Source organism: Polaribacter litoreus (assembly GCF_054584775.1).
The window spans coordinates 256,310-276,461 of the sequence record NZ_JBTLRD010000005.1 but is presented as its reverse complement, the minus strand read 5'-3'; the positions used below and the strand labels follow the sequence as shown (position 1 = coordinate 276,461).

17 protein-coding genes are annotated in these 20,152 nt (G+C 32.0%); 11 read left to right on the top strand and 6 right to left on the bottom strand.

The annotated features are described in order from the left end of the window. The first annotated feature begins 57 nt into the window (after window positions 1-57). Both ACW9UN_RS06280 and ACW9UN_RS06275 read left to right on the top strand, forming a co-directional pair. Window positions 58-2,925: a TonB-dependent receptor gene (locus ACW9UN_RS06280; RefSeq protein ID WP_459484916.1), complete on the top strand. Its 2,868-nt coding sequence runs from the start codon at window positions 58-60 to the stop codon at window positions 2,923-2,925. A gap of 19 nt (window positions 2,926-2,944) precedes the next feature. Beyond that, window positions 2,945-4,477 carry an SGNH/GDSL hydrolase family protein gene (locus ACW9UN_RS06275; RefSeq protein ID WP_459484914.1) on the top strand — a complete coding sequence of 511 codons (1,533 nt, stop codon included), beginning with the start codon at window positions 2,945-2,947 and terminating at the stop codon, window positions 4,475-4,477. A gap of 80 nt (window positions 4,478-4,557) precedes the next feature. Here ACW9UN_RS06275 and ACW9UN_RS06270 read toward each other — a convergent pair whose 3' ends face one another. After that, window positions 4,558-5,772, bottom strand: coding sequence for an aminotransferase class V-fold PLP-dependent enzyme (locus ACW9UN_RS06270; RefSeq protein WP_459484911.1), 1,215 nt, complete (start codon window positions 5,770-5,772; stop codon window positions 4,558-4,560). A gap of 97 nt (window positions 5,773-5,869) precedes the next feature. On the opposite strand from ACW9UN_RS06270, the gene ACW9UN_RS06265 reads away from it, so the two are divergent. Both ACW9UN_RS06265 and ACW9UN_RS06260 read left to right on the top strand, forming a co-directional pair. Next, complete coding sequence (locus ACW9UN_RS06265) at window positions 5,870-7,186, top strand: serine hydrolase domain-containing protein (RefSeq protein WP_459484909.1); 1,317 nt, start codon at window positions 5,870-5,872, stop codon at window positions 7,184-7,186. Between the two features lie 96 nt (window positions 7,187-7,282). After that, a complete protein-coding gene (locus ACW9UN_RS06260) occupies window positions 7,283-7,627 on the top strand; it encodes a phage holin family protein (protein ID WP_459484962.1) in 345 nt (114 codons plus the stop codon). On the opposite strand, the gene ACW9UN_RS06255 is transcribed toward ACW9UN_RS06260, so the two are convergent. The 3 genes from ACW9UN_RS06255 to ACW9UN_RS06245 all read right to left on the bottom strand — a co-directional run bounded on the left by ACW9UN_RS06255 (window position 7,628) and on the right by ACW9UN_RS06245 (window position 11,428). Then, window positions 7,628-8,590, bottom strand: a complete 963-nt coding sequence (locus ACW9UN_RS06255) for an L-threonylcarbamoyladenylate synthase (RefSeq protein WP_459484906.1) — start codon at window positions 8,588-8,590, stop codon at window positions 7,628-7,630. Between the two features lie 40 nt (window positions 8,591-8,630). After that, entirely contained in the window at window positions 8,631-10,307 is a 1,677-nt protein-coding gene (locus ACW9UN_RS06250) for an RluA family pseudouridine synthase (RefSeq protein ID WP_459484904.1), read from the bottom strand. 65 nt (window positions 10,308-10,372) lie between these two features. Continuing rightward, window positions 10,373-11,428 carry an endonuclease/exonuclease/phosphatase family protein gene (locus ACW9UN_RS06245; protein ID WP_459484901.1) on the bottom strand — a complete coding sequence of 352 codons (1,056 nt, stop codon included), beginning with the start codon at window positions 11,426-11,428 and terminating at the stop codon, window positions 10,373-10,375. A gap of 143 nt (window positions 11,429-11,571) precedes the next feature. Between ACW9UN_RS06245 and ACW9UN_RS06240 the strand changes: the two genes are divergently transcribed. The 7 genes from ACW9UN_RS06240 (at window position 11,572) to truB (ending at window position 18,996) form a co-directional block, all read left to right on the top strand. After that, on the top strand, window positions 11,572-14,322 hold the full coding sequence (locus tag ACW9UN_RS06240) for a carboxypeptidase-like regulatory domain-containing protein (RefSeq protein WP_459484900.1): 2,751 nt from the start codon (window positions 11,572-11,574) through the stop codon (window positions 14,320-14,322). Between the two features lie 19 nt (window positions 14,323-14,341). After that, entirely contained in the window at window positions 14,342-15,784 is a 1,443-nt protein-coding gene (locus ACW9UN_RS06235; protein WP_459484898.1) for a DUF5689 domain-containing protein, read from the top strand. 64 nt (window positions 15,785-15,848) lie between these two features. Then, a complete protein-coding gene (gene mce, locus ACW9UN_RS06230) occupies window positions 15,849-16,250 on the top strand; it encodes a methylmalonyl-CoA epimerase (RefSeq protein WP_459484896.1) in 402 nt (133 codons plus the stop codon). A gap of 75 nt (window positions 16,251-16,325) precedes the next feature. Beyond that, entirely contained in the window at window positions 16,326-17,204 is an 879-nt protein-coding gene (locus ACW9UN_RS06225; protein ID WP_459484895.1) for a cell division protein FtsX, read from the top strand. Window positions 17,205-17,207: 3 nt separating this feature from the next. After that, the gene (locus tag ACW9UN_RS06220; protein WP_459484894.1) at window positions 17,208-17,450 is read left to right on the top strand and encodes a DUF3098 domain-containing protein; all 243 of its coding nucleotides are present in this window, start codon (window positions 17,208-17,210) and stop codon (window positions 17,448-17,450) included. 3 nt (window positions 17,451-17,453) lie between these two features. After that, window positions 17,454-18,248: an undecaprenyl-diphosphate phosphatase gene (locus ACW9UN_RS06215; protein WP_459484892.1), complete on the top strand. Its 795-nt coding sequence runs from the start codon at window positions 17,454-17,456 to the stop codon at window positions 18,246-18,248. Between the two features lie 58 nt (window positions 18,249-18,306). Continuing rightward, a complete protein-coding gene (gene truB, locus ACW9UN_RS06210) occupies window positions 18,307-18,996 on the top strand; it encodes a tRNA pseudouridine(55) synthase TruB (RefSeq protein ID WP_459484959.1) in 690 nt (229 codons plus the stop codon). Between the two features lie 7 nt (window positions 18,997-19,003). Here the strand turns inward: truB and ACW9UN_RS06205 are convergent, their stop codons facing one another. After that, complete coding sequence (locus ACW9UN_RS06205; protein ID WP_459484889.1) at window positions 19,004-19,618, bottom strand: MarC family protein; 615 nt, start codon at window positions 19,616-19,618, stop codon at window positions 19,004-19,006. 6 nt (window positions 19,619-19,624) lie between these two features. Then, a complete protein-coding gene (locus tag ACW9UN_RS06200) occupies window positions 19,625-20,134 on the bottom strand; it encodes a DUF3124 domain-containing protein (protein ID WP_459484887.1) in 510 nt (169 codons plus the stop codon). Window positions 20,135-20,152 lie beyond the last annotated feature (18 nt).

Genomic DNA, 20,152 nt, shown 5'->3' with positions numbered 1-20,152 from the left:
TTTAGAAATTCAAAAAAAGTCGTATTTTGCACAACCGTTAACAAATTAATTCAAATTATGATAAAAAAGATTTTACTAATTGTATTTGCAGTTTTCAGTAGTTTAGCAATGGTGGGGCAAACCGTTGTTACTGGAACAGTAAAAGACGCAAAAACAGGAGAAACACTTCCTGGAGCAAACATTAAAATTTCTGGAAAAGCCGTAGGTACTACTTCAGATTTTGATGGAGATTTTGTTTTACAAGTTACAGATAATCCACCTTTTACTTTAGAAGTTTCTATGTTAGGATTTCAAATAACAAAAGTCGAAATCACCAAAAATAATCAAAAAGTTGAGGTAGCACTTAATGAAAACGAAACCGCATTAGATGAAATTGTAGTTTCTGCATCGAGAACTCCTGAACGAATTATGGAATCTCCAGTAACCGTAGAAAGAATGGACATAAGAGCCATAAAAAACACCTCATCTCCATCTTTTTATGATGGTTTAGAAAATTTAAAAGGAGTAGATGTAAACACCAACAGTTTAACATTTAAATCTATTAATACTCGTGGGTTTGCTACGTTTGCAAATACCCGTTTTATGCAATTGGTAGATGGTATGGATAACTCATCACCAGCCTTAAACTTTGCATTAGGTAATTTATTAGGAATGTCTGAACTAGATGTAAAAACAGTTGAATTGTTGCCAGGTGCATCCTCTGCATTGTATGGGGCAAATGCATTTAACGGTATTATGTTTATGACTAGTAAAAACCCTTTTGAAGATCAGGGTATTAGTGTTTCTATTAAAGGAGGTGCTACTAGTCAAGAAGCTGCAGGAAATAATTTATATACAGATGTAAATTTAAGAATGGCTTATGCTTTTTCAGAAAAGTTTGCAGCAAAAGCAACTTTAGCATATTTAGATGGTACAGAATGGTTTGCCACTGATTATAGAAACAGTAGAGAGGGTTCTGCATTAGATGGAGATTTTATTCCTGGAGATAGAAACTCTGATAGAAATTATGATGGTTTAAATGTATATGGAGATGAGGTGACTACCAATATAAAAGGTGTCGCAGAAACCTTAGAGGGTTTAGGAATTATACCAAATGGAGCATCAGCTTTAATACCAAGTGAAAATATCAGTAGAACAGGTTATGATGAAAGAGACTTGATGAATTACGAGGCAAAAAGCGTTAAATTTGGAGGTTCTTTAAACTATCGTCCTTTTGGAGATGATCGATTAGAGGTAATTTGGAACTCTAAATTTGGTGTGGGTAATACCATTTATCAGGGTACAAATAGGTACAATATTCAAGACTTTTTTATGGAGCAGCATAAATTAGAATTTAGAGGTAGAAATTTCTTTGTAAGAGGATATTTAACAAGTGAAGATGCTGGTAATTCTTACGATACTCGTTTCGCTGCAATTAATATCAACAGAGCATGGAAAGACGATAATACATGGTTTGGAGAGTATGTTGGGGCGTATTTACAAAGTACTTTGGCAGGTGCAAATTCAGACCAAGCACATGCTGTAGCAAGACAAACAGCAGAAACAGGAAGGTTACTGCCAGGTACAGAAGAGTTTCAAGAAGCTTTTGATAGAGTTACTGCTGATCCAGACCTAATTACTGGTTCAAAATTTCAAGACAATACAAAATTGTATCATGCAGATGCAAATTACAATTTTCAAGACCAAATAGATTGGGCAGAGTTTCAAGTTGGTGGTTCTTACAGATTGTATTCATTAAACTCTAATGGAAGTATTTTTACAGATTATGACGGACCTATAAATTATGATGAATTTGGTTTATACACACAAATGCAAAAGAAATTTTTAGAGGACGATCGTTTAAAACTAACAGCGTCTGTTCGTTATGATAAAGCACAAAATTTTGATGGTAATTTTTCACCAAGAGTATCTTTAGCTTATGCAGCTGGCGAAAATAAAAATCAAAATTTCAGACTGTCTTTTCAAACAGGTTTTAGAAACCCAACAACACAAGATCAATATATTGGATTAAATGCAGGTAGAGCCTATTTAATTGGTTCTGCACCAGATAATTTAGATAGATATCAAACACAACCTTTAATTGTTAGCGGTAATGGGCAAAACTTTACAGGATCACCAACAATTGCAGTTTCTGGTAGAGATGCTTATGAAAACGCATTTACTGCATCTTCTGTAACCGCTTTTGCTGCAGGGCAACTGGCTGTGCCAGAAACAGTGAATGTAGATTTGGTAAAGCCTGAAAGAGTTACTGCTGCAGAAATTGGGTATAGAGGTTTAGTAAATGCTGGTGATCAAAGAATAACCGTAGATTTAAGTGTGTATTACAATAATTATAAAGATTTTATCGCTAATAAAAATGTTGTTGTTCCTTTTTATGGGCAAACAGATTTATCAGATACAGCACCAATTGGTCCAGGAGGTGCCCCAGTTCCTTTAGCACTTGCTGCATTAGCTAGTGATGATTTTACTGTTTTTCAAACCTATACAAATTCAGCAGCCGATATCAATTCTTATGGAGCATCAATTGGTTTAAATACCAGAATATTTAATGGTTTTAATTTAGGCCTAAATTATACGTATGCCAAGTTTGATTTTGATCAATCTACAGATCCAGATTTTGAGGCAGGTTTTAATACACCAGAGCACAAAGTTAAAATACAGTTTGGTAAAACAGACTTATTTGAAAATTTCGGATTTAACATCAATGCAAGATGGCAAGATGAGTACTTGTGGGAGTCTACTTTTATGGATGCAACTATCGAAGCTAGAACTGTTATTGATGCTCAAATTAACTATGCAGTACCAAGCATTAAATCTGTATTTAAATTAGGTGGTGCTAACTTAACAGGGCAAGAGTACTTAAGTGCGCCAGGAGTTGGTGCAATTGGTTCTCAATATTATTTAGCTTGGACAATTAATAACTAATAAAAATTTTAAGTATTTTATGAAAAATTATAAATATATAGGCTTATTTCTTTTATCATTAAGCATTGTTTCTTGTGATGTGAATAATGATTTAGATGAAATTGAAGCTGAAGTCGTACCAGTAGTAGAATTAAATACAAACGGTTTAGACTTTTCTAGTTACGTTGCTCTTGGAGCGTCGTTTACAGCTGGATTTACTGACGGAGCGATGTTTAAAGCAGCTCAAGAAAATTCTTTTCCAAATATTCTAGCATCAAAGTTCGGTACAGATTTTGCTCAACCATTAATGAATGATAATATAGGTGGTTTGGTTTTTAACGGAACTGTTGTTCAAGAACCAAGGTTTTTCTTTGATGGCGCAGGGCCAGCAGTATTACCAGCTGTGCCTACAACCCAATTAGGAGTACCAGCTTCAGGTGGGCCATTTCATAACTTTGGTGCCCCAGGTGCTAAAAGTTTTCACTTAGGTGTTCCTGGATATGGACAGTTAAATCCTTACTTTGGAAGAATGGCGTCTAGCCCAACAGCTACAGTTATGGGAGATGCTTTAGCTCAAAACCCAACCTTTTTTACGTTATCTGAAATAGGAGGAAATGATGTTTTAGGATATGCTTTGTCTGGTGGTTCTGGTGTTGATAGAAGTCCGAATACACCAGAAAATTTAAATCCTGCGAATTATGGAGTAAATGATATAACCAATCCAAATGTTTTTGCACAAGTATTTAGTGATATGGTTACAGCATTAACTGCAAATGGTGCTAAAGGAGTTGTGGCAAATGTGCCATACATCACAGATTTGGCAAACTTTACAACAGTGTCTTATAATGCTATTCCTTTAGATGCAGCTACAGCAGGTCAATTAAATACTGCTTTTGCAGCATATAATGCAGGCTTACAACAAGTTTTAGATTTGAAAAATGCAAATATGTTACCTGCTCAAGTTTTACCTTTGTTGGCTAATTACGATCAAGCTGAAGTAGATAGAAGACAAGTTAATTTTGTTGCTGGTCAAAATGCAGTATTAATTTTAGATGAAGATTTATCTAACTTAGCACCAATAAATCCTGCATTAACTAATATGAGACAAGCAACTGCAGACGATTTATTATTGCTTTCTAGTTCTGCTGTATTAGGTACTACAGTTGGCGGAAATCCGCAATTGATAAATGGTGTTTCTGTACCTTTAGCAGATCAATGGGTATTAACACCAGAAGAGCAAGCAGCTATAAAAACAGCAACAGATTCTTACAATGCAACAATATCTTCTATAGCATCAGCAAACCCCAATATTGCTTTAGTAGACTTTAAAGGAGTATTAGCTGAAGCTTCAAATGGTATTGTTTTTGATAATTATACACTTACAACAAGCTTAGTTACAGGTGGTTTAGTAAGTTTAGATGGTGTACATTTAACAGCTAGAGGATATGCGCTAATGGCAAATAAAATTTTAGCAGCTATGGATGCTGAATTTGGTACAAACTTTACAGAAGCAACCAATGGTTTGGCAAAAGCAGGAGATTATCCTACAAATTATTCTCCTACATTAAGATAGAAAATTTGAAAAGATTAGAGGAATTAAAAAAGGTTGAGAAATTTTCTCAACCTTTTTTAATATTTAAAATCATCTTTTATTTAAGATAACATCATTTTTGCACGTTTTACACCCGCAATAAAAATATCTATTTCTTCTTTTGTATTGTAAAAACTAAAAGAAGCTCTTATAGTACCTGGAATTTGATAATAATCCATAATAGGTTGTGCACAATGATGCCCAGTTCTAACAGCAATACCCAGTTTGTCTAAAATAGCACCAATATCATAAGGATGAATAGCATCAATATTAAATGAAATAACAGCCGTTTTTTTTGCTGATGTTCCATAGATTTTTAAACCATCAATTTTTAATAATTCTGATGTTCCATACTCTAAAAGCTCATTTTCATATTTAGCAATAGCATCAAAACCAACAGAATTCATGTAATCAATTGCAGCTCCAAAGGCAATTCCACCACAAATATTAGGTGTTCCTGCTTCAAATTTATGAGGTAAACCTGCATACGTCGTTTTTTCAAAAGAAACTGTGGCTATCATTTCTCCTCCACCTTGATATGGAGGTAATTTTTCTAACCATTCTTGCTTTCCATACAGCATTCCAACTCCTGTTGGCCCACATAATTTATGTGCAGAAGCTACGTAAAAATCAACATTTAAAGCTTGTACATCTGGTTTTATATGTGGTGTGGCTTGTGCACCATCTATTAAAACAGCAGCACCAAATTTGTGAGCAGCATCAATAATTTCTTCTATAGGATTCACAGTTCCTAAAGCGTTAGAAACGTGATTTGAGAAAACCAATTTTGTGTTATCATTCAATAATTTATGATAAGTTTGCATATCTAAACTACCTTCATCAGTCATCGGAATCACCTTTAAAATAGCTCCTGTTTTTTCGCACAACATTTGCCAAGGCACAATATTAGAATGATGCTCTAAGGCAGAAACAATAATTTCATCACCTTTATTTAAAAGAGATGCAAATCCTGATGCAACCATATTTATACTATGTGTAGTGCCCGAAGTTAAAATAATTTCGTAAGCTTCTTTTGCATTAAAATGATGTTGAATTTTAATGCGTGCTTCTTCATATTTATCAGTAGCTTCCTGACTTAAGGTATGCACGCCTCTGTGAATATTTGCGTTGTAATTGCTGTAATAATCTACAATCGTATCAATTACAATTTGTGGAGTTTGTGAAGTTGCGGCATTATCAAAATATACCAATGGTTTTCCGTGAACAGTTCTTTTTAGAATTGGGAAATCTTCTCTAATTTTATCAACATTAATCATACAAATCATTTTAAATACAAAGATAAACGTTGATTTTTGAAAGCCATACAAAAGACCATATGATTTTCCTATTTTTATATAACCAAATCATTAAGAAATGAAAATTTTTAAACGAATTCTGCTATTATTGCTGATAGCTATTATTTTAATCGTATTTTTCAATTATCCAAAATTAAATATTTTATCTGGGTATTCAGCAAAAAATACTGCGTCATCGGTTTTTGTGGCTAATAGAACCTTAGAATTTACAGATAAAACCGACAATAATTTTTCGCCTGTAAATTTGGCTTCGGATGAAATTGATACCAATAAAAAGGTAGCAACATCATCAGCATTTGGTTTATTGACTCGAAAAGCAATCTATAGAGAAGGTTTGGGCACTGTTTTAACCCTTACTAAAGAAGATGAAACAGCTACGTATTTATCACCTAAAAGAACACAACCAGATAATGTAACTCCATATCCTTATGGAAATGCAGCACAGAAAGATACCATTTTTGCAAATGTAGATTATACAAATCTAAACGAAACTGTGGCTTCTGTTTTTGGAAAAAATAAATCTCGAGCAGTTGTGGTGATTTATAAAGATCAAATTATAGCAGAAAAATACGCAGAAGGTTTTACTAAAGATTCTAAAATATTAGGATGGTCTATGACCAAAAGCATTCTAAGTACGGTTTTTGGGGTGATGCAACATCAAGGAAAGTTAAATGTATCAGACAAAGCACCAATTGATTCTTGGCAAAATGACGAACGTAAAAATATAACGATTCATAATTTACTGCAAATGAATTCTGGCTTAGAATGGGATGAAAACTACGATGAAATTTCGGATGCCACTACAATGTTATTTTTAGAAAGAGATATGACTAAAATGCAAGCAGAAAAGCCCTTAACAGGTAAAATAAATGCATCTTGGAACTATTCTTCTGGAACTTCAAATTTATTATCTGGTATCGTTAGAAGTCAGTTTAAAACCCATCAAGAATACTTAGATTATTGGTATTCGGATTTAATTGATAAAATCGGAATGAATTCTATGGTTTTAGAAACAGATTTGGCAGGCAACTATGTAGCGTCTTCATATGCGTGGGCAACTCCAAGAGATTGGGGAAAATTCGGACTTTTATATTTGCATAAAGGAAACTGGAATGGACAACAAATATTTGCTAAAGATTGGGTAAAATATGTAACAACACCAACACCAACTTCAAACGGAAGCTATGGTGCACAGTTTTGGTTAAATGTAAATGGAGGTTTTAAAGATGTACCAAAAAACATGTTTTATGCTGATGGATATCAAGGACAAAGAGTCTATATTTTACCAGATCAAGATTTGGTAATTGTTAGAATGGCATTATCTTGGATGGATGAAAATACTTTTTTAAAAGGTGTGCTTACTTCTATAAAATAGTAGCTTTAATAAACATCATAAATAATGAAACCTGCCAAAACTACCGAAATTCATTTTGGTACGTTTTTGGTAATTAATAGGTTAAAAACATTTAAAATGAAAACCTTTTTAAAAATTTTATTAACGGCTGTTGCTGTAGTTATTTTGGCTAATATTTTACCAGGTGTAGCTGTTACAGGCTATGGAGCTGCAATAATTGTGGCAATTGTAATTTCTTTATTGAATTTGTTTGTTAGACCTCTTTTAATCTTTTTTACACTGCCAGCAACCCTTGTTACGTTTGGGTTGTTTTTGTTTGTAATCAATGCAATTATTATTTTGTTGGCAGATAAATTGGTAGATGGTTTTGCAGTATCTGGTTTTTTTGCAGCCTTCTTTTTTAGTATTTTACTATCAATTTTTAGGTCTTTTCTCTTTTCGTTATTGAAAGAAAAAGAATAATTATTCTTGAAATGCGGCTCTTTGTAAACGGTCGTTCATTGATTTACCTAAGCCAGTATCAGGCATTTTTTCAACAATAATAATGTCTAAATTTTGATGATCTAATACATGCAAAGCATCATATAATTTTGAAGCAGCTTCTTGTAGGTTGTTAGTTGTTGATAAAACTATTGTAGTATGTACAACTTTATCTTGATAAGAATTGCTTAAGGTTAATAGCCCAATTTTTTTATTAGGGTACTGTTCAACAGTTTTTACAACATCAGAAGTTAATAAGGTTGTAGTTAATGGCGAATAATGTTTCTGTAACATTCCTGGGGCATCTGGGCCTTGTTCTTTCTTGTTTTTTATACTAACTTTTCCAACAACAGCTTCTATGTCTTCTAAAGCTAAAGCACCTAATCTGTAAATTATGGGTTCTCCTTTATCAAAACCAATAATGGTAGATTCTATGCCGTTTTTACAAGCACCACCATCTAAAACCATTTTAATGTCATTTTTAAAATAACGTTCTACATGTTCTGGTTTTGTAGGGCTTATGTTGTTAAACGGATTTGCACTTGGTGCAGCCAAAGGAAAGTTCAACTGATCTAAAAGTGCTAAAGTTGTTGCGTGATTTGGTACACGAACAGCAACAGTATCTTTTCCTGCTGTTATTAAATCAGGAATTTTAGGATGTTTTTTTAACACTAAAGTCAAAGAGCCTGGCCAAAAAGTTTCGGCCAATAGTTTTGCTTTTTGTGGTACTTCTGCAACAATATCATTTAAACGATGTATTGAAGAAATATGAACTATTAAAGGATTAAAAAATGGACGCTTTTTCGTTTCAAAAATTCGTTGAATTGCTTTATTGCTAAAAATATTTCCAGCCAAACCATATACAGTTTCTGTAGGTATGGCAACCAATTCTTCGTTGTTTAAAAGAACAACTGCTTTTTGTATGTCTTTAGAAATAATACTCATCTTTGCGATTGCAAAATTACACATTAAAATGAATAGTTTTTTAAAAATCGGCAGCAACTCTAAAACTCATTTTTTTTTGGTTTGATGGATGTAAAAACTCAATATATTCTGCATGTAAATGTAATCGGTTTAATTTTTTACCATACAAATCATCGCCTAAAATAGGGGTGTTTAAGCCGTTTTTATGTGCAGCATGTACTCTTAATTGATGCGTTCTGCCAGTAACAGGATAAAAATAAACACGGGTTTTGTTATTTTTTATATTGATGATTTCCCAATTAGTTTCTGCATTTTTGCCATATTTAAAATCTACCAATTGCTTGGGCCTATCTTCTAAATCTACTCGAAGAGGAAGCTGAATCGTTCCTTTTTTCTTTGTTACAACTCCATCTAATAAAGCAATATAACGTTTTTTCACTGTTCTTTTTATAAACTGACTTTGTAAAAAAGCATTGGCTTCTTTGGTTTTTGTTAATACTAAAATACCAGAGGTAGACATGTCTAACCTATGCACAATTAAAGGGCCAGTTGCATTTGGGTATTTTTGTTTAATTCTAGTATACACAGAATCTTTAACCGCTTTTCCAGGTACAGATAAAAACTCAGCAGGTTTGTTAACAACCACTAAAACATTATCTTCATAAATAATTTTAAGTTCTTGGTTTTTTGCTAAGTTTTCTAATAAAACATTTTTATCCATTTCAATACCTTGAAGCATGTGTGTTAAAATGGGTTTACATCTGCCTTGGCAAGCAGGATAATAGTTTTTATGTTTTCTTACAGCCGAGTTTGGCGATATTCCCCACCAGAATTCTGCCATTGTAATCGGTTTTAAATCATTGGCAAAAGCATATTGTAATAATTTAGGAGCAGCACATTCTCCAGAACCCGCAGGTGGTTTTACGTTTGGATCATCAAAAATAGCTAACAAATGTTTTTGCTTTTTTTGTTGATTTAAAAAAGCATAATGTTCAAATAAAGTTTGCTGTAAATAATTTGATATTTCTTTTCGTTGTTTTTTTAAGGCTGCAATTTTATCCTCATAAACAGAAAGTTGGTTTTGTATTTTATCAGTTTTAGTTTGATAATATTCTTGTAATTCTTTGTAGAAAAACTGTTGATTGTAACTTTCTTGCTGTAACTCTAAAACTAGTTTTTTAAAATCGTTTTGAGGTAAACTTGAAATACCCTTTTTTTTTCTTGCTTTTCTATCTGCTTTTGCAAGCTTCATTTTCTTTCTTTGTAAAGCTAAATCGGTTTGTATTTCTATGGATAAGTTATTGAGCTTTTCTCTTAAATTTAAATAGGTTTTATTTTTTTCTAAAAGACTAAGATTAGTATTGATTGCATCAATTTCGGATTCTCCTTTTGTATAAAAGCTTCCATCAGTTCTCATATTAAAAACAGGCGGAACAAATTTTTCAGGCAAACTATTGTCGTCTAATTTTCCTGAGAAGGCTGCTAAATAGCCTATCTCGTTTTGTTGAGTTTGTACCACCAAAACGCCAAACATTTTACCAATGGCTTCGTTAGTGTTGCTTTGTTTTAATCCAAAATTATGTTTAAAATCGGTTTGATGTTCTAAATATTCTTGAATTTCGTTAGCCGCAATTTGTGCCAAAAGATGAGGTTCATAATAAAAAGGAAAAGTAAATTTATTAGGCAATTGAATGCCAGACACATCTCTTTTAAAATGTAAAAAGTGTTTTAGTTTCATTTAAAAAAGATATCAATACTCTAAATTTACAATACGTTTGTTGTGTTTTAATAGTGTTTTATTAACTATTTTTTCTCTTTAATCAAATACATATAAACAGGGTAATGATCTGAATAACCACCTGTATAACCACCCCAAGAAAAGCTTCTAAAAGGATACCCTTTAAACTGACCTTTTTTACCGGTTAAAAAACGCTTATTAAAAATATTAGCTTGGTACATTTTATAGGTAGAAAAATCTTTTTTGCCTTTGTCTAATAATGGAGATGAAATAAGAACCATATCAAATAAGTTGATATTATCTCTGTAGCCTAGTGTGTTAAAACCTCTTCTATGCAAATCTTCATACGGGTTGTAAATGTCTAACTCGCCTACGTTTTTCTTTTTTGCTTTGGTTTTTAAAACCTCTTTAAAACTCGAGTTGGTTGGGTCATCATTAAAATCGCCCATAATTAAAATTTTTGCATTGGGGTCTTTTTCACGCACTTGGGCAATTATTTTAGTGTTTTGATAAGCTGCTTTTTCACGTAAAGGTCTGCTTTTTGCTTCACCACCACTTCTAGAAGGCCAGTGGTTTACAATAATATGAATCAATTCGTCATCTAGATAACCAGAAACTAATAATTGGTCTCTTGTATACACCTTTCTATTATTTCTGTATATATTTGGATTATAAGCCTCATGAAAAACCGGTTTAAAATATCTTTTTTGATATAATAAGGCTACATCAATACCACGTTTGTCTGGAGAATCGTAATGAATAATGCCATATCTTTTTTTAGCCAAGTGTTTGTTTTTTACCAAATCTTCTAAAACATTTAAATTTTCTACTTCAGAAACTCCAATAATAGCAGGACTTGTGTTGGCTTTATCTGCTCCAATTTGTGCAATTACACTGCCTAATTTATCAATCTTATCCCAATATACTTTAGATCTATTTGATTTTAGTTCCATCATTGGGCTGGCTTCATCATTTATAGAGGTATCATTTATAGTGTCAAATAAATTCTCTAAGTTATAAAACGCAATGGTTCTAATATTATATTGTTTACCTTTCTTTTGGGCAGTAGTAACTGAAATTCCCAACAAAAGAAGCATTAAAAAAGGGATGTATTTTTTCATTGATTGTAATTTATGTCGCAAACTTATAAAACAAAATGCAAGTCAAAGATGATATAATGTTATTTTAACATAGGTGTTTGTTAAAAATTGTTAATTTTGCCGATATTATTTTCGGTAAATTTAAAAAAATCAATCAAACATTTATGAGAAAAATTGTTTTATCAATATTCATGATGTTATTTCTATTTTTAGGAATTAATGCACAGAATATTGTAAAAGGAGTCGTTTCAGATAGCGATTCAGAAAATCCTCTGCAAGGTGTTTTGGTAAGTATTGTAAATGCCAATTTGAGTCAAGTAACCGACTCTGAAGGGAAATTTGCAATAACAAAAATACCAAACGGAAGCTATATTGTAGAGCTAAAATTAACGGGTTACGAAACTCAAAACTTTCCTGTAGAACTTTCTGGAAAAACTGTAGACTTAGGTAGTATTCTTTTTTACAAAGACATCACAGAAGACCAAGATTTAAGTTTAATTACCATTACAGACGACGAGTTAAATGATGATGCTAGTGCTGCAGATAATATAGCAGGTTTACTACAAGCTACTAGAGACATTTATTTAAGAACAGCCGCGTTTGAATTCAGTTCGTCATTTTTTAGAATTAAAGGCTTAGATTCTGGAAATGGTAAAGTACTTATTAATGGTATAGAAATGAACAAACTTTACGATGGAAGAGCACAATGGAGTAATTGGGGTGGTTTAAATGATGTTTTACGAAATCAAGAATTTAGTAACGGTTTGGCGCCATCTAACTATACATTTGGTGGTGTTTTAGGGTCTACAAATATAGATACTAGAGCTTCAGCACAAAGAGCAGGTACTAGAATATCATACTCATCTTCTAACAGAAGTTACGTACACAGAGTTATGGCCACTCATTCAACTGGAACTTTAGAAGGTGGCTGGTCTATGACATTTTCTGGAAGTAGAAGGGCAGGTTTAGAAGGTTTTAATGAAGGTACAAGCTATAATGCGTATTCTTTATTTGCATCCATAGAAAAACAGATTGGAGAAAATCATAGTATTAATTTTACATCAATTTTTACTCCTAATAGAAGAGGTAAATCATCACCAAACACTCAAGAAGTTTTTGATTTAAAAGGTATTGCTTATAATGATTACTGGGGCTATTTAAATGGAAGAAAAACCAACTCTAGAATAAAAGAAGTAGAAGAGCCAATTTTAATGCTGAATCATTATTGGAACATGTCCGATAAAACAACTTTACAAACCAACGTAGCATATCAATATGGTAAAATAGGAAATAGTCGTATTGATTTTAACGGAGGTGCAAACCCAAGCCCAACATATTATCAATATTTACCAAGTTTTTACGAAAGAAATGGCGATTTGGCAGGTGCTTACGAAGCAAGAGAACGTTTTGAAAATGATGGTCAATTAGATTGGAATAGAATAATTGATGCCAACGTTACCAATGCCAACAATGGACTTGATAATGCCTATGTTTTGTATGAAGACAGAAATGATGATAAGCAATTAACGGTAAACAGTATTCTTAATACAGAAATAACCAATAATATTACCATCAATGCAAAATTAGAATACAGAAGATTACGTTCTAACAACTTTGCAGAGGTAATTGATTTATTAGGAGGTACTGGATATTTAGATATCAACCCTTTTGCAGATACAGAAAACAAACAACAAAACAATCTTTTAGCACCAAATAGAGTAGTTGGTGAGGGAGATATGTTTAGATACAATTTCCTTTTAAATTCTGATGTACTGAGCGCTTTTACTCAAGCACAATTTAAGTACAATAAGGTAGATTTTTATACGGCTTTTAACGTATCTAGAACTACACATCAAAGAGAGGGTCTGTACCAAAATGGACGTTTTGAAAACAACTCGTTAGGTTTATCAGAAAAATTAGACTTTACCAATTTTGGTGTAAAAGGGGGGCTAACGTATAAAATTACGGGTCGTCATTTATTAGACGTAAATGCAGCTTACTTAACACAAGCACCAACTATCAGAAACTCATTTTCTAACTCAAGAGAAAATAACAACGTAGTAGATGATTTACAAAGCGAAAAAGTGTTTTCTACAGATTTTAGTTACATTGTTAGAAGCCCTATCATTACCTCTCGATTAACAGCCTATTATACCAATATAAAAGATGCTACTGAAATATCTTTTTATTTTGCTGATGGAGTTGGAGGTGATAATACTGCCTTTGTACAAGAAGTGTTATCAGGTATAGAAAAAGATCATATTGGTGTAGAATTAGGAATTGAAGCCCAAGTTACACCAACCATTAAATTAAAAGGAGCAGCTTCAATTGGGCAGTTTACTTATGCAAACAATCCAGATTTATACCTTACTTCTGATGTAGCAGATAATGGTGGTTTTGATAGCGATTTTAGATCTAAAGATTATGTGTCTTTATTAGAGAACTATAAATTAGCTTCTGGTCCACAGAATGCCTATTCTGTAGGGTTTGAATATCGCGACCCAGATTATTGGTGGTTTGGTGCAACAGCAAACTTCTTCTCTAACATATATGTAGATGTTGCTCCATTAAATCGTTCTGCAAACTTTTACGAAGATGCAGATGGGTTGCCTTTTTCTGATTACGATCCTGAGTTAGCAAGAGAATTACTACAACAAGAAAAATTTGACGATTATATGGTTGTAAATTTAATTGGTGGAAAATCATGGAAAATCGGTGACAAATTTATTAGTGTATTTGCAACAGTAAATAATTTGTTGAATACAGAATACAAATCAGGTGGATTTGAACAAGGTAGAAACGCAAATTTCAGACAATTAAGAGACGATAAAGCGTTAGATAAACCAGTATTTGGCAATAGATATTGGTATGGTAGAGGTACAACCTACTTTTTAAACATAAACTTAAGATTTTAAATATTATAATTAAACGAATATGAAAACAAATACAATAATCATCTTGGCTCTTGCCTTTATTATGGGGGTTTCTTTGAACTCTTGTGTAGAGGATGGAGATTATACAGTACCTAACGATTTAGGACAAGTAGAAAACGAAGAAGTTGAGAAAATTATAGCAGATTTAAACAATCCTAATGGAAGTTTAGATTTAATCTCTATTACTAATCTTAAAACCTTGTTTACAGGAGAAGCTACTGAAATTACCTCAGACTTAGTAGTAAAAGGCTATGTTACTTCATCAGATAGAACAGGAAACTTTTTTAAAGAAATATTTATACAAGATGCTGCAGAAAACCCAACAGCTGCCATTAAAGTGGTGCTGAATTTAAATGACACCTACAACAAATACAATTTTGGTAGAGAAGTTTATATAAAATTAAATGGATTATTGATTGGAGAAACAAGAACTGGAGATGGTGTAATTACTATTGGTGGTGTTGCTAACGGAGATGCCGTTGATGATTTATCAGTAAAACAAATAGAAGAAAACGTATTTAGATCTTCTGTAACTGCAGATTTGGTTCCTAAAATCATGAATTTATCCGAAATTTCTTCTGCACATTTAGGGATGTTTGTACAAGTTGAAAATGCACAATTTGATAAAGAAATTATGGACTTAACTTTTGGTGATCCTGATGAGCAATTCGATACACAACGTTTTTTAGAAAGTTGTACAGATGGGGGTTCTATTTCTTTAGAAACTAGCTCTTTTGCTACCTTTAAATTTGCGCCATTACCAGCAGGAAGCTTTACAATTAATAGTGTAGTTTCAAAAACTTTTGATGGTAGCAGCTTAATTTTAGTGTTAAATGATAAGAACGATATTACTGTAACTGGTGAAAGATGTGATCCACCAGAATTAGATTGTGGTATCGCAACTGAAGAAGGTACAACAATTCTTTTTGAAGATGCGTTTGAAACACAAAGCACGAATAGCCCTATCTCTGGAAACGGTTGGACAAACTACCAAGAAGCAGGTACAGAAACATGGGAAGCATACAGAGCAACAGGTTCTAATGCATCTCAGGGAATTTCTGCAGCAGTAGGTTCTTTTAGATCTGGAGACGATAGAACAGTGGCTTGGTTAATTACACCAGAAATTGATTTAGATGCAAATAACAACGTTACGCTTTCTTTTGAAACTTCAAACAGTTTTGCAGATTCTAGTACTTTAGATTTATTATTTTCAGAAAACTGGGATGGAACTACAGAAGGAATAGCAACTGCAACTTGGGGTGTAGTTCCTGCAGCGTACATCACTCAAGATACAGATTCATTCTCTTCTTGGTTCGAGTCTGGTATTGTAGATTTATCTTGTGGTTCAGGTACAATACATTTTGCATTTAAGTATACAGGAAGTGGCGAAACTGCTTTTGATGGTACTTATGAGTTAGACAATATTAAAATAGCTGCAGATTAATTTGTAAATATTTTAAAATACAAACCAGTAGAATTTTTTCTACTGGTTTTTTTATTTTTACAAAATGAATAAAATAGAACATATTGGTATTGCAGTAAAAGATTTAGAAAAATCGAATACCTTATTTGCATCACTTTTTGGTGAAAAGCATTATAAAACAGAAGAAGTTTTGTCAGAAGGTGTAAAAACTTCTTTTTTTAAATCAGGACCTAATAAAATTGAGCTTTTAGAAGCTGCAAATCCTGAAAGTCCAATTGCAAAGTTTATTGCTAAAAAAGGCGAAGGAATTCATCATATTGCTTTTGCTGTTGATGATATTGTTTCAGAAATAAAAAGATTAAAAAAAGAAGGTTTTATCATTTTAAATGAAACTCCGAAAAAAGGCGCAGACAACAAGTTAGTAGCTTTTTTACATCCAAAATCTACCAATGGCGTACTTATAGAACTATGCCAAGAAATCGATTAGTTAAAATACTGCAAACAGATACTATCAACTGATTTCTAATTATTATCTTGCAACCATTATTTAAAGGACTCTTGTATGTCATCAAAATTTGACTCTTATCAAAAAAGACGTTTAGCATCTTCTTACATTTCTGTTGTAATTAGCATTGCTTTGGTGCTTTTTATGGTAGGGGTTTTAGGGTTGATTGTCTTAAAGTCTACAAAAGTAGCTAACTACGTTAAAGAAAAAGTAGCTATTACTTTATTTTTAAAAGATAACGTAACTCAAAAACAAATTAAAACCTTTAGAGAATCGCTTTTAAAAGAAGCGTTTACAAAAAAAGCAATTTATACCAGTAAAACACAAGCTGCAAAAAAATATAGTAAAGAAATTGGTGAGGATTTTTTGGAATTTCTTGGAGAAAATCCACTAAAGAATGGAATTGATATTTACTTAAAATCAGAGTACGTTACCCCAGAAAAAGTAGCAGCATTAGAGCAAAGATTTACCAAAAACTTATTTGTGGCTGATGTTTCTTATGATAAACCACTGATAAATCTACTAACAAAAAATATCAAAAGAATTAGCTTTTGGTTATTAATTGTAAGTAGCTTTTTCGCTTTAATTGCAATGATTTTAATTAACAGCTCCATACGACTATCTATTTATGCAAAACGTTTTAACATTAAAACCATGCAAATGGTGGGTGCTACCAAAAGCTTTATTAGAAGACCATTTATTTGGCGAAGTATAAAATTAGGAATGTTGGGTGCACTTTTGGCGCTAATAGGTTTAGCAGTTTTAGTGTATTACTTAGATAAATACATACCAAGCTTAGATTTTATAGAAGATTATTATACTTTAGCATATATTGCAAGTGGTGTTGTTTTATCAGCATTTATCATTACTTGGATAAGTACATTTTTTGCAACTCAGCGTTTTTTAAATTTAAAAACAGACGAACTTTATTATTAAAATATGAAAAAAGAAACCAATCCAAAACAAGAATTTTTATTTGGTAAAAAAAATTACATCATAATGCTTGTAGGAATTTTGTTTATTACAGTCGGCTTTATTGCAATGGCTGGTGGTGGTAGTGATGATCCTACTGTTTTTAACGAAGAAATCTACAATTGGCAACGAATTCGATTAGCACCAACCTTAGTAATTATAGGCCTTGGAATAGAAATTTATGCAATATTAGTAGACCCAAAAAAATAAGCTATGGATGTTTTAGAAGCAATTATATTAGGCATAATACAAGGGTTAACCGAATTTTTACCAGTATCATCTAGTGGTCATTTAGAATTAGCAAAAGCTATTTTAGGTGATACTTCTGTACCCGAAGAAAGTTTAACTTTTACAGTAGTTTTGCACTTTGCAACTGCTTTAAGTACTTTGGTTATTTTTAGAAAAGAAGTTGCAGAAATTTTTAAAGGATTATTCCAATTTAAATGGAATGATGAATTTAAATTTTCTATAAAAATTATCATTTCTATGATACCTGCTGTTATTGTAGGTTTACTTTTCGAAGAACAATTAGAATCGTTTTTTGGGGGTAAAATTTTATTAGTGGGTGTTATGTTATTGGTTACTGCTGTACTTTTATTGTTGGCAGACAAAGCTAAAAACACAAACAAAGAAGTTTCTTTTGTAAATGCAGTAATTATTGGGGTTTCTCAGGCAATAGCAATGTTACCTGGTATTTCTAGATCTGGAGCAACCATTTCTACCTCTGTATTATTAGGAATTGATAGAACAAGAGCAGCTCGTTTTTCTTTTTTAATGGTAGTTCCGTTAATTTTTGGAAAAATTGGAAAAGATGTTTTAGGAGGCGATTTAAATTTTCAATCTTCAGAAATGATAGGAATTTCAGCAGGATTTATAGCTGCATTTTTATCTGGTTTATTAGCTTGTAAATGGATGATTGCTTTGGTTAAAAAGAGTAAATTATCTTACTTTTCATTATACTGTGCAATTGTAGGTATTATTGCAATTGGGTATGCTTTGTTAAGCTAAGCTTCTTGTTATTTCTGCAAAAGCAGGAATCTACTTATAAATATGAACAATACTTGTGATTAAAACAGAAGAAGATTATAAAAACGGCCAGGTTTTATTGGTTGATAAACCGTTAACTTGGACCTCTTTTCAGGTTGTAAATAAAATCCGTTGGCATATTAAACAACGTTTTAATATCAAAAAAATAAAAGTAGGTCATGCAGGTACTTTAGATCCGCTTGCAACAGGTTTGTTAATTATTTGTACTGGTAAACAAACTAAAGAAATAAACACGTATCAAGGTCAAATAAAAGAATATACAGGCACTATAACTTTAGGCGAAACAACACCAAGTTACGATTTAGAAACTGAGGTTAACGAGACTTTTGCTACAGATCATATTACAGAAGCTTTATTAAAAGAAACTACACAACAATTTATTGGTGATATTCAGCAAAAACCACCTATTTTTTCTGCTATAAAAAAAGACGGAAAACGTTTGTATGAATTAGCAAGAAAAGGGGAAACTACCGAAATAAAATCAAGAGAAATAACAATTTCAGAATTCGAAATTACAAATATTAATTTACCAAAAGTTGATTTTAGAGTGGTTTGTAGCAAAGGAACCTACATCCGTTCTTTAGCTTACGATTTTGGAAATGCGTTAAATTCTGGTGCACATTTATCCGCATTAAGAAGAACAAAAATTGGTGATTTTTCTGTTGATGATGCAGTTTCTGTAGATCGATTTATAGAAGATTTAGTGTAAATATCCTTTAAGATAAGTTTGTAAAATAACCTGTAATACCAGTTAAAACACTTTGTACTGCATAAGCTGCCAAAATTAATCCCATAATTTTACTAATTACAGTAATTCCGTAGTTTCCAACGCGTTTTTGTAACAAATTTGCACCCAAAAGAATACTGCAAGTAACCCCAATTACTAATAAAACAATTGCTGTTGTTATCACTTGTTGTTGAATTGTATAAAGATGATTATCAGTCATTAAAACAACTGCCATAATTGCTCCTGGAGATGCTATAGATGGTATTGCAATAGGAAAAATAGTAACATGTTTGTAATCTGTAATTCCTTTTTTTTCAAGTTCAGGTTTGCCATCACCAAAAATCATAGTTAGGGCAAATAAGAATAAAATTACTCCACCAGAAATCTGAAAAGCATCCAAAGAAACAGACATGCCTTCTAAGATCAATTGCCCAATTACAATAAAAAATAAAAGAATTAAAAATGCAATTACAGAAGCACGAATTGCAATTTTTTTCTTGTATTTTAAATCAAATTCTTTAGTAGCCTCTAGGTAAACAGGTATAGTTCCTACAGGATCTATTACAGCCAATACAAAAAAAATGGTTGTTAAAAATTCTGCCATTTTAGTTTATTCTATACGTTTAGCTTGTGTTGTAAAAGATAACCCTTGTTGACTCATTGTAGAACTCATAATTGCTTCAAAAATTGGTTCAGGACTTCGTTTGGGTATTTTCCATTCAAAAATAAAATTAGAGCCAGTACCTCCAGAAACATCTATTTCATCTATAATTATTTCTGCTGTTTCTAAAGGTTTTAAAAAAACAGGAAAATCAAAATATTTTCGAATCGATTTGCCTTCTGTATCAAAATATTCAGCTTTTAAAAGATATATGGTATCTAAATCGCTGGTATTTCTTAAACTTATCATTGATGTTAAACTTATTTTTTTGCTTTCTGTAAAGCTGTAAATTTCTGAATAAATAGATAAGTAAGATTTACCATATTCTAATGAGTCTTTTAAAGCTGTATGTACTTTTCGTTTAGACCAATTTTCAAAGTTAAAAGTATCTATCCCTTTTTTTTGATTACAGCTAAAAAATAGAAGTAATAACAGTATGGTTAAATATTTTGGTTTCATAAAAGTATATATTTTAAG